This window comes from Streptomyces sp. NBC_00012, from assembly GCF_045040875.1.
Taxonomy (GTDB): Bacteria; Actinomycetota; Actinomycetes; order Streptomycetales; family Streptomycetaceae; genus Streptomyces.
Window position 1 is genome coordinate 1802744 of sequence record NZ_CP108309.1, and the last position, 13347, is coordinate 1816090.

The window sequence follows — 13347 nt, forward strand, 5'->3', positions numbered from 1 at the left end:
GGTCTCCTTGTCTCACCAGCGGACCGGCAGCCCGCGCACCCCGCGGATCAGCATCCCGGGAATCCACTCCAACTCCCCCGCTTCCGCGCCCGCGTCCGGCGCGAGGGCGGGGCAGCGCTCCAGCAGTGTACGGATCGCGATCCGGCCCTCCATGCGGGCCAGTGGCGCACCCACGCAGAAGTGGGCGCCGTGCCCGAAGGCCAGATGGCCCCGGGCGTCGCGACGGATGTCGAAGGTGTCCGGTTCCGGGTAGCGGCCGCGGTCCCGGTCGGCGCCGGCCAGGGACACCAGGACCGGGGCGCCCGCCGGGATGGTCCGCCGCCCGATCTCGACCTGCTCACGGGTAAAGCGGAACGTGGCGTTCTCCACCGGCCCGTCGTAACGCAGCATCTCCTCGACCGCGCCGCCGATCAGCTCCGGGTCCGCTCGCAGGGCGGCCAGCTGGTCCGGGTGGCCCAGCAGTGCCCGTACCCCGTTGGCGATCAGGTTGACCGTGGTCTCGTGGCCCGCGACGAGCAACAGGAAGGCCATCCCCACGAGCTCGTCCGGCGACAGCGTGTCGCCTTCCTCGTCGCGCGCCCGGACCAGGGCGCTCATCAGGTCGTCGCCGGGCGAGCACCGCTTGTCCTCGATGAGTTCGCACAGGTACTCGTTCATGGCGCGCGCCGCTTCGATCCCCTGGAGCGGCGAGGCGGGGGTGATGACACCGTTGGAGAGTCCGCGGAATGCCTCGCGGTCCAGGTCCGGCACACCGATCAGCTCGCAGATAACGGTCATCGGCAGTGGGAAGGCGAGCGCGTCGACGAGATCGGCGCGTCCGGCGGGCACCATCGCGTCGAGGAGCCCGTCGGTGATCTGCTGGACGCGGGGGCGCAGCGCCTCGACCCGGCGGGCGGTGAACTCCCGGGCGACGAGCTTGCGCAGCCGGGTGTGGTGGGGCGCGTCCAGCTCCAGCATGTTGAAGGAGATGGGGTCGCTCTCGGTGGGAGCGCCCGGCAGCCCCCGCCAGTCCTTCGCGAACCGCGGGTCGGCGAGGGTGGCGCGGGCCTCGTCGTATCCCACCACCAGCCAGACGCTCTCGAACTCGTCGGTGCGGACGGTGTGCACCGGGCCCGCGGCGCGCAGCTTCTCGTAGTACGGGTACGGGTTCGCGGTGAAGTCCGCGATCCCGGTCAGATCGACATCGACCTCGGCACGGCCACTGGCATCGGACATGGGATCGCCCCTCCCGGTCTGACGACTCGCTCGGCTCGATCGCTTCGGACCGGCCGGTTCACCCTATGTCGCCGGCTCCGTGCCGTCATCGTCGAGCAGGCCGGCGTCGTGCACCAGCAGCGCGATCTGGACGCGGTTGTTGAGGCCGAACCTGGCCAGGATCCGGGACACCTGTGTCTTCACGGTCGCCACGCTGAGGTAGAGCGTCGCGGCGATCTCGGCGTTGGAACTGCCGTGGGCGACGGCGATCGCGACCTCGCGTTCCCGCTCGGCGAGTGACGCGATCCGCGCCCGTGCCCGGTCCGCGCGGTCCGCCCGGTCGTCGCGGCCGGTCCCGGCCGCGCGGGCCATGAGCCGGCGCGTCACCGCGGGCGACAGCACCGGATCACCGGCCGCCACCCGCCGTACCGCGTCGACGATCTGCGCGGGCGGGGTGTCCTTCAGTACGAAACCGGCCGCTCCGGCGCGGATGGCCCGCAGCACCTGTTCGTCGGCGTGGAACGTCGTCAGGACGATGACCTGCGGGGCACCGGGGCGGGTGCGCAGCGCCTCGGTCGCGGTCAGCCCGTCCATGCCCGGCATCCGGATGTCCATCAGCACCACGTCGGGGCGCAGCCGGCCGACCAGTTCCGCGACCTCCGTGCCGTCCGTCCCCTCCCCCACGATGTCGATGTCGTCGGCGCCGCCGAGCATGAGGGCGAGCCCGGCCCGTACGAGCGGGTCGTCGTCGACGACGATCAGCCGGACGGGCTGTGCCACGGGGTCCATCGGGGTCGGGGTGGTCATGAGGACCACCGTAGTCAGGCCCGGACACCGGTCGTGCCGGGGACCGGGGTATCCGCGGCGGTCAGGCCGGCCACGGCAGCGATGCGCTGATCCGGAATCCGCCGTCCGGCTGCGGCCCGTGGTCGAGGCTGCCCCCGGCCAGGGTGGCGCGTTCCGTGAGGCCGATGAGCCCCTGGCCGGAGCCGGGGACCTGCTCAAAGGGTTCGGTGGGTGCCGGATTGCGCACCTCGATGCTGAGCCCTTCGCCCGGGGATCCGGCGACCGTGACGGTGACCTCGGTGCCGGGTGCGTGCTTGCGGGCGTTGGTCAGGCCCTCCTGGGCGATCCGGTAGACGGTGCGGCCGGTGGCGGCGGGGGCCGCCCCGGGGTCGTCGACGCGGTTGTCGAGGATGACCTTCATGCCGGCCTGCCGGGACTCGGCGACCAGCGAGTCCAGCGTGGCGAGGGTGGGCTGCGGCCGGTCGCCGTCGCTCTCTCCGGGGCTGCGCAGGACTCCGATGATCTCGCGGAGGTCCTGGAGCGCCTCGTGCGCGCTGTCCCTGATGACCCCGGCCGCGCGGGCCACCTCGGCCGTCGGTGCGTCGGGGCGGAATTCGAGGGCTCCGGCGTGGACGCTGAGCAGGGTCAGCCGGTGGGCGAGGACGTCGTGCATCTCGCGGGCGATGGCCTCGCGGGCGAGCCGCTGAGCCTGTTCGGCGCGGAGCTCGGCCTCGGTCTCGGCCCGGTGGGCCCGCTCGCGCAGGGTGACGACCAGCTGCCGCCGGGAGCGTACGACCATGCCCCAGCTGATCACCAGCAGGGGCAGCAGCACCCCGATGGCCGTGGCCTCGACGAATGAGGTGTCCGGTTCGGGGCGAAGATACGGCTGTACGGGGGCGAGTGCCAGGGTGAGTGCCCCGACGGCCGCCACGGGCCGGAACGGGCGGTGCACGGCCATCCCGAACAGCGCGACGAGCATGGCCCCCGCCGCGACCGGCTCGACCGCGGCGACCAGGACCAGGCCCACCGCGACGCCGAGCGGCCACCGCCGCCGCACCCACAGGGCACAGCAGGCCAGGGCGCCGATCACGATGTCGGCGAACAGGACGCCGTCGGGGGTGGTGCCGTCGGCCTCGATCGTGGCGGCCGCGAGCATGCCGACCAGGGCCGCGCAGAGGAAGGCGGCGACGTCGACGGCCCAGTCCCGCACGGTGCGTCGCGCGCGGCCGCGCCGGTCGCCGGGCAGCTCGGGGTCGGCCATCGCCGAGGGCAGCAGCCAGCGGTACTCCGTACGCGTCATGCCACAAAAATACCCAGGTCGGGGGGTGTTCCCGGCGGTACGGACGTGAAGGGCGACCAAAGTCGCGCGGGACGAGACTTTCGGACGGGTGGGGCAGCGGGGGCGGTGACGGTGGTGGCCGCCGGCCGGCTCAGGGGGCGGCCGGAGTGACCGCGCGGCGGCCCCAGGCGGTACCGGCCAGGACGAGCACCGCGCCCGCCGCGCCGAGTACGCCGAGCCGCTCGCCACCGATCGCGATCCCCACGGCGGCGGCCCACAGCGGTTCCGTGCCGAGCAGCAGACTGACCCGGGACGGCGAGGTGCGGCGCACCGACCACATCTGCACGAAGAACGCGAAGAGTGTGCAGAAGACGGAGAGGAACAGCATCCCGCCCCATTCCCGTACGCCGAAGCCCGCGGCCACCGTCCACGGCGCCTGCCCGGTGCCGGGCACGGCCGCGAGCAGGGCGAAAACGGCGACCGCGCTGCCGCGCTGGACCGTGGTGAGGGACAGCACGGGCAGATCGGTGAGCCAGGCACGGCGGGACGGTGCGAGGGCGGGCACGGCGATCGAGGACACCTGGCTGCTTCTCCTGGTTCTCCACAGCGGGAACGATGTGGAGACCTCGACGGCTCACACGCGGAACGATCAACGTACCGGCGGCGCCCCGCCCGGAACAGCCCTCTCGGGCATCGAGCGGGAAGCTGCCGAACCGCGCCCGGCCGGCGGGCCGGCAGGTGTGGATCGAGATACCGCTCGGCGCCTCGGGCCGGCGTCCGATTCCCGCCGGTGAAAGCCGCGCGGAAGGACTTTCCTGGTCCCTGTCGAAGCACCGGCCGAGACATCACCGACCAGCGAGGAACCCATCATGACCAGCACCGTCACCACCACCGGCACGACCCGCACCGCCCTGGTCACCGGAGGCAGCCGCGGCATCGGCGCCGCGACGGCCCTGCGGCTCGCCCGGGAGGGCGTCGACGTGGCACTGACCTACGTACAGGACGAGGCGGCCGCCCACGAGGTCGTGGCGAAGATCCGCTCGTACGGCCGGCGGGGCATCGCCCTGCGGGTGGACTCGGCCGACCCGGAAGCGGTCCCGGCGGCCGTGACCGGTGCCGCGGACGCGCTCGGCCGGCTGGACATCCTGGTCAACAACGCGGGCATCGGCGTCCTCGGCCCCATCGGCACCCTCACCCCGGCCGATGTGGACCGGGTGCTGGCGGTGAACGTGCGAGCGGTGTTCCTGGCCTGCCGCGCGGCGGCGGGGCTGATGGAGCGCGGTGGCCGCATCGTCTCCATCGGCACGGCCCTGAGCAGGCACGCGGGCGGCCCCGGCTCCACCCTCTACGCGATGAGCAAGTCGGCATTGGCCGGACTCACCAAGCCGCTCGCCCGCGAGCTCGGCCCGCGCGGCATCACGGTCAACCTGGTGCAGCCCGGTCCGGTCGACACGGATCTCAACCCGGCCGACGGACCGTTCGCCGACGGCCAGCGCTCGGCCACCGCCCTGGACCGCTTCGGCACGACGGACGAAGTGGCGTCCCTCGTCGCCTACCTGGCCGGCGACGAGGCGGCCTTCATCACCGGCACCGAGCTGACGGTGGACGGCGGCCACGCGGCCTGACCGCGTCCTCGCGGGCGGGCGCAGGCCTGCGGCGTCACCGCGAGCGCGGGGTGACCTCCGCCATCCGGGACCAGCCCTCGCCCGGCACCTCCACGTTGATGATCTCCGGGGTCTCGGCGACGAGGTCCGCCATCAGGTCCATGGCGGCCGCGAAGTGCTCGGACTTCACATGGGCCGCACCGGCCTCGGGGGAGGCGAATGCCTCCAGCAGGACGAACTGGTCGGGGTTCTCGACGCTGTACGACCACTCGAAGAACACATTGCCCGGCTCCTGCCGGGTGGCGAGGGTGAAGGGCTCGACGGCCGGGAGCCAGTTGTCGCGCTCCTCGCTGCGGACGGTGAACTTGACGGCGATGAAGATCATGCGTCAAGGGTCGCATAAGCCCTGGACGCGGACTCATCGGGCACACCCGGACGGCGTCGGTCCCGGGCCGGGACGAGGAATCCCGGCTCGGGACCGACTCGGACGCGACCGCTCTCAGCCGCCCAGCTCGCGGTGGCGGGCGGCCAGCCGCGCGGCACCGTCCTCGGTCGGTGAACCGAAGAGCCGGAGCCGGGAGATCCCGCCGTCAGGGAAGATGTCGATCCTGATGTGCGTGGCCCGGACCGCCTCCGGAAGGACGAAGCGGTGGTTGGTGTCGGGCTGCAGCCGGGTCCGGGGCAGCACCTCGGTCCAGTCGCCGCTCCCGCCGTCCCGGGCGAAGAGACTCGCCCAGCCCGCCGAGTTGCCCTTCAGATACGCGGTGTCGATCTCGACGGCACGGATCTCGGCCTGCTCGACGAGCCGGTAGCGGATCCAGTCGTTGCCCTTGTCGCGCCGGCGCCGGGTCTCCCAGCCGTCGTCCATCTTGCGGGACCGGCCGGGCTGGACGGTGTTGGTGGCCGGGGAGTAGAAGCGGTCGGAGGCGTCCTCCACCGTGCCGCCGTTCTCCAGGGAGACCAGGTCGAAGGTGCCGAGGGCGGCAAGCCAGGCGGGGTCGGGGGTGACCTCGCCGTACACCCGCAGGCGCGCTATCCCGCCGTCGGGGTGCTGGTTGAGCCGCAGATGGGTGACGAGCTGCCCGGCGTCGACCACGAAGCCGTTGGCGGCGTGCCCGCCGACGGCCGTACGAGGGACGAGCGTCGTCCACTTCACTCCGGGCGCGAGCAGTTCCTCGGGCGACGGGGAGCCGGGCACGCAGGCCGCCTCTACGGAGACCGCCTGCGGGTAGTTGCCGCGGAAGTGGGCGGTGTCGACGACGATGCCGCGTACGACTCCGGGGACGCCGAGCCGTACCAGCGCCCAGTCGTGGTCCGCGTCCGCGGGGTGCGGCACCTCGGCGCTCGCACCCCGGCGGCGGCGGGTCTCCCAGCCGTCCATGATCTTGCCCTTGTGGCCGAAGCGCTCGGGGTCGAACTCGGCGGGCTCGGGCCGGAGCAGATTCTCGCGCTCGGCGAAGAACTCGTCGTTGGCCGCGATCACGCCCGCGCCGAGCCGCCGGTCGGCGAGGTCGACGAGGTCGGTGAAGGGGAAGCCTGCGGTGCGGTAGTCGGCGTACGGGTCGCCGCCGCCGTACGGGTTCGCGTCACCGGTGAAGCGGTCTGTCGCCGTCATGGTCACTGGTTCCTTTCCAGGAGGCGGCCGGTGGGCTCGCCCACGGTGCCTGCGGCCGCGATCCGTTCGCCGCGCAGCCAGGTCGACTTCACGACGCCGTGCAGGGTCTTGCCCGCGTAGGCGGTGACCTGGTTGCGGTGGAAGAGCTCGGCGGGGTCGACGGTGAACGTCTCGTCCGGGGCGAGCACCGCGAAGTCCGCGTCCCGGCCGGCCTCGATGGCGCCCTTCCGGGTCAGTCCGGCCAGCTCGGCGGGGGCGGCCGACATCCAGCGGACGACGTCGTCGAGCGAGTGGCCGCGCCTGCGGGCCTCGGTCCAGATGGCGGGCAGTCCCAGCTGAAGGGAGGAGATCCCGCCCCAGGCGGAGGCGAAGTCCGGCGTCTTGAGGTCGGTGGTGCACGGCGAGTGGTCGGAGACGATGCAGTCGATCGTCCCGTCGGCCAGCCCCTCCCACAGCGCGTCCTGGTTGGCCGCCTCGCGGATCGGCGGGCAGCACTTGAACTCCGTCGCCCCGTCCGGGACCTCCTCGGCGGTGAGGGTGAGGAAGTGCGGGCAGGACTCCACGCTGACGCGTACGCCCTCACGCTTGGCGGCGGCGATCATCGGCAGCGCGTCGCTGGAGGAAAGATGCAGGACGTGGACGCGGGCGTCGAGCCGCCTGGCGTGCGCGATCAGCCCCTCGATCGCGGTGTTCTCGGCGTCGCGGGGCCGGGAGGCGAGGAAGTCGGCGTACGCGGGCCCGCCGCGCTGCGGGGCGTCGGCCAGGTGGTGCGGGTCCTCGGCGTGCACGATCAGCAGCCCGCCGAACCCGGCGATCTCCGCCATGGACCGGGCCAGCTGCTCCTGGTCGAGCTCGGGGAACTCCTCGACGCCGGAGGGCGAGAGGAAGCACTTGAAGCCGAACACCCCGGCCTCGTACAGCGGGCGCAGGTCCTTGACGTTGGACGGGATCGCGCCGCCCCAGAAACCGGTGTCGATGTGCGCCTTGGGGGCGGCCACCTGCTGCTTGGTGCGCAGGTGGTCGACGGTGGTGGTCGGCGGGAGGGAGTTGAGCGGCATGTCGAGCAGGGTGGTGATGCCGCCGGCCGCCGCCGCGCGGGTGGCGGTCCAGAAGCCCTCCCACTCCGTGCGGCCCGGGTCGTTCACATGGACATGCGTGTCCACGATTCCGGGCAGCAGGACATCGTCGCCGAAGTCCTCCAGCCGGGCACCGGCCGGCACCTCGGCGTCGCAGGGCAGGACGGCGTCGATTCTCCCGTCGGCGACGGCGACCGCTGCGGGGCGCGTCCCGTCCGGGGTGACCACACGCGTCGAGCGCAGTACCAGTTTCACGTCCGCACCGGACACCCGTGCTCCTTATTTCGGACTTTCGAACGCTGATGAATTCAACGAACTGTTGAAGGAGTCTTCACTCGGGATTCGGGCCCGTCAAGACCCCACACTCCTCGCCGGGCGACCTTCGGGCCACTCCGCACCCACCACTGGAGGTTTCCACAAAGTAAAAGACCAATTTCGGAGAGCGGAACGTAACATGGGACCAGTACTGGCCCGAAGAGCTGCCCCGCCGACTGCCGACACCGGGACAAACGGGCTCTGACCGGCCAGGACGCCGTACCCGGAGCAGTGGGCCGATCGGGAACCGCCCGGTAGGCTGCTGGGTGCCTCGCAGGGCGGGGCACCCGCCCTTCCGCCTCGAAAGGAACGTTGACGTGCCGCCGTCCCACGCCAGCACATCCGACTCCAAGCCCGCCGCCCCCAGCGGTGGTGTGCAGTCCCTTGAGCGCGCCTTCGATCTGCTGGAGCGGATGGCGGACGCGGGGGGTGAGGTCGGGCTGAGCGAACTCTCCGCGAGCAGCGGGCTCCCGCTGCCCACCATTCACCGCCTGATGCGCACGCTGGTGCTCTGCGGATACGTCCGCCAGCAGCCCAACCGTCGCTACGCGCTGGGCCCCCGGCTGATCCGGCTCGGCGAGTCCGCGTCCCGGCTCCTGGGCACCTGGGCCCGCCCGTATCTCGCGCGCCTGGTCGAGGAGACCGGCGAGACCGCGAACATGGCCCTGCTCGACGGCGACGAGATCGTGTACGTGGCACAGGTGCCGTCCAAGCACTCGATGCGCATGTTCACCGAGGTGGGCCGCCGGGTGCTCCCCCACTCCACCGGGGTCGGCAAGGCGCTGCTGGCGCACACGCCGCCGGAGGAGGTGCGGGCCCTGCTCGCCCGTACCGGGATGCCGGCCGCCACCGAGAAGACGATCACCACCCCCGACGGCTTCCTCGACGCGCTGGAGCAGGTCCGCCGGGTCGGCTACGCGGTCGACGACAACGAGCAGGAGATCGGGGTGCGCTGCCTGGCGGTCTCCGTACCGAACTCGCCCACATCGGCCGCGATCTCGATCTCCGGTCCTGCGGGCCGGGTGACGGACACGGCGACGGAGCGGATCGTGCCGATCCTCCAGCAGGCCGCCAAGGAACTCTCCGACGCGCTGGCCAGCAGCGGTTCCACCGGCTGAGACCGACGAAGGGGAAGGGGGTGGCCGACGGCCACCCCCTTCCCGTACGTCCGCCGCCTCTCAGGCCGGATCCGGCACCGTCAGACGGCCGTCGTCCATCCGGACCGTGCGGTCCGTCCTGTCCAGATGGGCCAGGTCGTGCGTGACCAGCACCGTCGCCGTCGACCGTTCCCGGGTCAGCGCGACCAGCAGGTCCAGCACCGCCGCGCCCCGCTCGTGATCGAGCGCGCTGGTCGGTTCGTCGACCAGCAGCACCGCCGGGTCGTTCATCAGGGCCCGTGCGATGTTGATCCGCTGCCGCTGTCCGCCCGAGAGCTGGTGGGGCCTGCGTCCGGCCCGGTCGGCCAGGCCGACCGCGTCCAGCAGCTCCAGTGCCCGGCCACGCGCCGAGCGCACCGAACCGCCCGAGAGATGGGTCATCGCCTGGAGCTGTTCGACCGCCGTGAGCGACGGCAGCAGATTGGGCTGCTGGAAGACGATGCCGATGTGCTCGCGGCGCAGCCGCGCCTGATCCGCACGGCCGAGACCGACGGTGTCCGTTCCGGCGACGACCACCCGGCCGCTGTCCGGGGTGACCAGGGTCGCGGCCACCGCGAGCAGGCTGGACTTGCCGGAGCCGGACGGTCCCACGACCGCGGTGAGCGAACCCGCGGGCACGTCCAGCGAGATCCGGTCGAGGGCGGTGAGCCGGCCGTCGCCGTCGGGGTAGGTGAGGGTGACGTCGGCGAGGGTGAGGGTCATCGGGCACTCCCGAGTGCGGTGAGCGGATCGACGGCGGTGATCCGCCGGATGGACAGGGCCGCCCCGAGGGCACCGAGGACGATCATGACGGCCGCCGGGACCAGGACGGTCGCCGCGTCGAGGACGAACGGCACGGCCCCGCCGCTGATCAGCGCGCCGATGCCGGAGGCGAGTGCGGTGCCCACTCCCGTACCGATGGCGAGCATCACGACGGCCTGCCCGAGCGCGTCGCGCAGCAGGTACCGGGTGGAGGCGCCGAGCGCCTTGAGCACGGCGACGTCGCCGCTGCGCTGGATCGTCCAGACGGTGAAGAAGGCGCCGATGACCAGGGCGGAGATGGCGAAGAGGAAGCCGCGCATCAGCTGGAGCGAGCTGTTCTCGGCCTGGTAGGAGCCGATGGCGGTGAGGGAGTCGCCGAGGGAGAACGTGCTGGTGCCGGCCGCCCGGTCGCCCGCGGCGAGGTCGGCCCCGTCGGTGGTGGTCAGGGCGATCACCGTGGCGTGCCGGTCCGGGCCCGCACCGTCCGCGCCGAACCGCTGCCAGTCGTCGATCGAGGTCCACACGACCGGGGTGTGGCTGTACGAGGCGTCCCCCGCCACGGCCTCGACAGTGACCTCGGTGGAGCCGAGCCGCAGCCGGTCACCGGCCCCGGCGTCCAGGTCCTCAGCGGCCTGCCCGGACAGGACCACCTTCCCCGGGCCGACCCGGGCACCGCCGATGGGCGCCAGGCCCCCGTCCGGCTCGACGCCGAACGCCGACACTGCGGCCGTGCGCTCCCCCTTGCCGGCGACGGCGTTGAGCGTGCGGATGCCGAGCGGCTCCGCGCCGCTCACCCCGGGGCGCTCCGCCCAGCTGCGCCAGGCGCTCTCCTTCACGACCGAGTCGGTGAAGGACACGGACCGGCCGTCGGGCGGGGCGGCGAACGCGAGGTGGTCGGCGTTCAGCCCGGTGACGGCCGAGGTGTTCTCCCGGGCCAGACCGGCGGTGAGGCCGGACAACAGACCCACGAGCAGCGTGATCAGCACCACGACCGTGCCCATGAGCGCGAACCGGCCCTTGGCGAACCGGAGATCTCTCCATGCGACGAACATGCTCCCAGCCTCGGCCGCCGGGCGCCCGGAAACATCGCTCGGCGGAGGGGCCCGACATCAACCTTTCGATTGACCGGCCCCCGGCACCCCGCGTCTACGCTGGACGAATCATGGATTCCCGCGCCCATCCCCCGGTCGCCGCCGCGCTGCGGCTGTGTCTGCACGCTCTGCTGCTGGGGCTGCTCGCACTCGCGGCGCTACGGGCCCTCAGCGACGACTCACCGCATGCCACCGCCGTCGTCGTGGTCGCCTGCGTGATGGCCGCCCTGTACGCGGCCGGCGCACTAGCCCCCGCCGTGCAACCGCACACCCGCGCGGCCGCGCTGTGGCTGGCGGCGCTGGGCGCCGTGTGGCTGGCGCTGCTCGTCCTGTCGCCGGAGGCCCTGTGGGTGGCCTTCCCGCTCTACTTCCTGGAACTGCATCTGCTGCCGACCCGCTGGGCCCTGCCCGCCGTCGCGGTCACCGCGGCGGCCGGGATCGCCGGCTTCGTGCTGCACGGCGAGGCCGTCACACCGGGCACCTTCATCGGACCGCTGCTCGGAGCGGCCGTCGCGGTCGCCACGGTCCTCGGGTACGAGGCACTGTTCCGGGAGAGCGAACGGCGCCGGCAGCTCATCGAGGAGCTGATGTCGACCCGGGCGGAGCTGGCCGAGGCGGAACGCACCGCGGGCACACTGGCCGAACGCGAGCGGCTGGCCCGCGAGATCCACGACACCCTCGCCCAGGGCCTGTCCAGCATCCAGCTGCTGCTGCGCGCCGCCGAACGCACCCTGGCCGCCGACGCCCCCGCCACCCCGCACGTCCGCCGGGCCCGGGAGGCCGCCCAGGACAACCTCGCCGAGGCCCGCCGCTTCGTGCGCGCCCTGTCGCCGCCGGACCTGGAGAACGGCTCCCTGGCGGCCGCCCTGGAACGCCTCTCGTCCCGCACCACGGGCCCCGGACTCACGGTGCAGTTCGCGGTGAGCGGCACGCCGGTGGAGCTGCCGACGCCGTACGAGGTCGCGCTGCTGCGTACCGCCCAGTCGGCCCTGGCCAACACGGTGCGGCACGCCGGGGCCGGTCGTGCGGAGATCACCCTCAGTTTCATGGACACCTCCGTGTCGCTGGACGTCGTCGACGACGGCCGGGGGTTCACCCCGGGGCTCGGCCCGGTCGGCGCGGACCAGGACACCGGGGGTTTCGGGCTGCCCGCGATGCGTGCGCGGGCCCGTTCGCTGGGCGGCACGCTCAGTGTGGAGTCGGCCCCCGGTCAGGGCGCCGCCGTCGCCCTGACCCTTCCCCTCCCGATCCCCGACGGCCGGACAGGACAGGACGCCGCATGACCACCCCCGCCGCCACCCCCATCCGGCTGCTGCTCGCCGACGACCACCCGGTGGTACGGGCGGGGCTGCGCGCCGTGCTCGACTCCGAACCCGGCTTCCGGGTGGTCGCCGAGGCGGCCACGGCCGAGCGGGCCGTCTCGCTCGCCGCGACCGGCGAGTTCGACGTCGTACTCATGGATCTCCAGTTCGGGGCGGGCATGCACGGATCGCAGGCCACCGCGGCCATCACCGCGCAGCCGGACGCGCCCCGCGTCCTGATCCTCACCACGTACGACTCGGACGCCGACATCCTGGCCGCGGTCGAGGCGGGCGCCGCCGGATATCTGCTGAAGGACGCCCCGCCGGAGGAGCTCGCCGCGGCGGTACGCACCGCTGCGGCGGGCCGCTCGGCACTGGCGCCGGCCGTCGCCCACCGCCTGATGGACCGCATGCGGACTCCCGCGGAGGCCCTCACCAAGCGCGAGCTGGAGGTTCTCCAGCTGGTCGGCGAGGGGCTGTCGAACCTGCAGATCAGCAAGCGGCTCTTCCTCAGCCAGGCGACGGTGAAGTCCCACCTGGTGCACATCTACGCCAAGCTGGGTGTCGACTCCCGCACCTCGGCGGTCGCGGCGGCGACGGCCCGCAGGCTCATCCGCCGCTGACCCGCCGCGCCGCCGTCATCCCGCGGATCAGCCGCGCGGCGGCTCGCCGAAGAGATCGACGGCGACCCGTACGTCCCTGAGCGCGGAGGCCAGCGCACTCACCGAGCCGATCGCCCCCGCGATCAGCAGCAGCGAACGGCGCAGGCGCGGAATCTCGGGCACACCGCCCGTCGCCATCGCGTCCAGGGCGGCCAGCTCCTCCTCGGCGATCCCCCGGTCCGGGAATTCGCGCGGATGCCCCGCCAGCTCGCGGCGGAGCCGGGAGACGGCCGTACGCAGCTCCGTCACCCTCGGGTCCTCACCGCTGCCGGTCACCCGCGTCTGCCCCACGCTTCGCAACAAAGCACTCCCCCTCGCACATCCTTGTGCCAGTGTTCCGACCGGTCCCCACACCGTGGTCAAGTATCCGGGCGTGCGCGCAAGTTAACGCCATGACAGGTATCGAGCGCCACTCCGCGGACGCAATTCGGGGTGTCCCGTAAGGGTGATCTGTCTGTCTCCCGGTGGACGCCGCTCCCGTCCACACCCACCCGCGCTTGCTTGCGCGAAGGGTGCACGTCGGGGG

The 13347-nt window shown here is 72.8% G+C and carries 13 protein-coding genes and 1 pseudogene; 4 read left to right on the plus strand and 10 right to left on the minus strand.

Going from position 1 to position 13347, the window contains the following annotated elements; genetic code table 11:
• Nucleotides 1-12: 12 nt before the first annotated feature.
• The 4 genes and pseudogenes from OHA19_RS08410 to OHA19_RS08425 all read right to left on the minus strand — a co-directional run.
• The gene (locus tag OHA19_RS08410) at nt 13-1215 is read right to left on the minus strand and encodes a cytochrome P450 (RefSeq protein ID WP_405717983.1); all 1203 of its coding nucleotides are present in this window, start codon (nt 1213-1215) and stop codon (nt 13-15) included.
• Between the two features lie 63 nt (nt 1216-1278).
• On the minus strand, nt 1279-2001 hold the full coding sequence (locus OHA19_RS08415; RefSeq protein ID WP_405749807.1) for a response regulator: 723 nt from the start codon (nt 1999-2001) through the stop codon (nt 1279-1281).
• A 61-nt stretch (nt 2002-2062) separates the two neighbouring features.
• Nucleotides 2063-3280, minus strand: coding sequence for a sensor histidine kinase (locus tag OHA19_RS08420; protein ID WP_405749808.1), 1218 nt, complete (start codon nt 3278-3280; stop codon nt 2063-2065).
• Between the two features lie 130 nt (nt 3281-3410).
• Nucleotides 3411-3824, minus strand: a pseudogene (locus OHA19_RS08425) (EamA family transporter); the annotation flags it as partial.
• 304 nt (nt 3825-4128) lie between these two features.
• On the opposite strand from OHA19_RS08425, the gene OHA19_RS08430 reads away from it, so the two are divergent.
• A complete protein-coding gene (locus tag OHA19_RS08430) occupies nt 4129-4884 on the plus strand; it encodes an SDR family NAD(P)-dependent oxidoreductase (protein ID WP_405717976.1) in 756 nt (251 codons plus the stop codon).
• Nucleotides 4885-4918: 34 nt separating this feature from the next.
• On the opposite strand, the gene OHA19_RS08435 is transcribed toward OHA19_RS08430, so the two are convergent.
• From OHA19_RS08435 to allB, 3 genes are all read right to left on the minus strand, one after another.
• Nucleotides 4919-5248 (minus strand): putative quinol monooxygenase, encoded by a 330-nt coding sequence (locus OHA19_RS08435; protein ID WP_266728648.1) that lies wholly within the window; start codon nt 5246-5248, stop codon nt 4919-4921.
• A 114-nt stretch (nt 5249-5362) separates the two neighbouring features.
• Entirely contained in the window at nt 5363-6478 is a 1116-nt protein-coding gene (alc, locus tag OHA19_RS08440; RefSeq protein WP_405717973.1) for an allantoicase, read from the minus strand.
• A gap of 2 nt (nt 6479-6480) precedes the next feature.
• Entirely contained in the window at nt 6481-7824 is a 1344-nt protein-coding gene (allB, locus tag OHA19_RS08445; RefSeq protein ID WP_405717971.1) for an allantoinase AllB, read from the minus strand.
• A gap of 362 nt (nt 7825-8186) precedes the next feature.
• On the opposite strand from allB, the gene OHA19_RS08450 reads away from it, so the two are divergent.
• The gene (locus OHA19_RS08450) at nt 8187-8987 is read left to right on the plus strand and encodes an IclR family transcriptional regulator (RefSeq protein WP_405717968.1); all 801 of its coding nucleotides are present in this window, start codon (nt 8187-8189) and stop codon (nt 8985-8987) included.
• Nucleotides 8988-9047: 60 nt separating this feature from the next.
• Here OHA19_RS08450 and OHA19_RS08455 read toward each other — a convergent pair whose 3' ends face one another.
• Both OHA19_RS08455 and OHA19_RS08460 read right to left on the minus strand, forming a co-directional pair.
• Complete coding sequence (locus tag OHA19_RS08455; protein ID WP_405717965.1) at nt 9048-9728, minus strand: ABC transporter ATP-binding protein; 681 nt, start codon at nt 9726-9728, stop codon at nt 9048-9050.
• Nucleotides 9725-10819, minus strand: coding sequence for an ABC transporter permease (locus OHA19_RS08460; RefSeq protein ID WP_405749809.1), 1095 nt, complete (start codon nt 10817-10819; stop codon nt 9725-9727). Before OHA19_RS08460 ends, OHA19_RS08455 begins: the two co-directional genes overlap by 4 nt.
• Before the next feature lie 110 nt (nt 10820-10929).
• Here OHA19_RS08460 and OHA19_RS08465 point away from each other — a divergent pair, with 110 nt between their 5' ends.
• Complete coding sequence (locus OHA19_RS08465) at nt 10930-12141, plus strand: sensor histidine kinase (RefSeq protein ID WP_405717961.1); 1212 nt, start codon at nt 10930-10932, stop codon at nt 12139-12141.
• Complete coding sequence (locus tag OHA19_RS08470) at nt 12138-12782, plus strand: response regulator (protein ID WP_405717959.1); 645 nt, start codon at nt 12138-12140, stop codon at nt 12780-12782. Before OHA19_RS08465 ends, OHA19_RS08470 begins: the two co-directional genes overlap by 4 nt.
• 27 nt (nt 12783-12809) lie before the next feature.
• Here the strand turns inward: OHA19_RS08470 and OHA19_RS08475 are convergent, their stop codons facing one another.
• On the minus strand, nt 12810-13112 hold the full coding sequence (locus OHA19_RS08475) for a DUF5955 family protein (protein ID WP_356078955.1): 303 nt from the start codon (nt 13110-13112) through the stop codon (nt 12810-12812).
• Nucleotides 13113-13347: the final 235 nt, after the last annotated feature.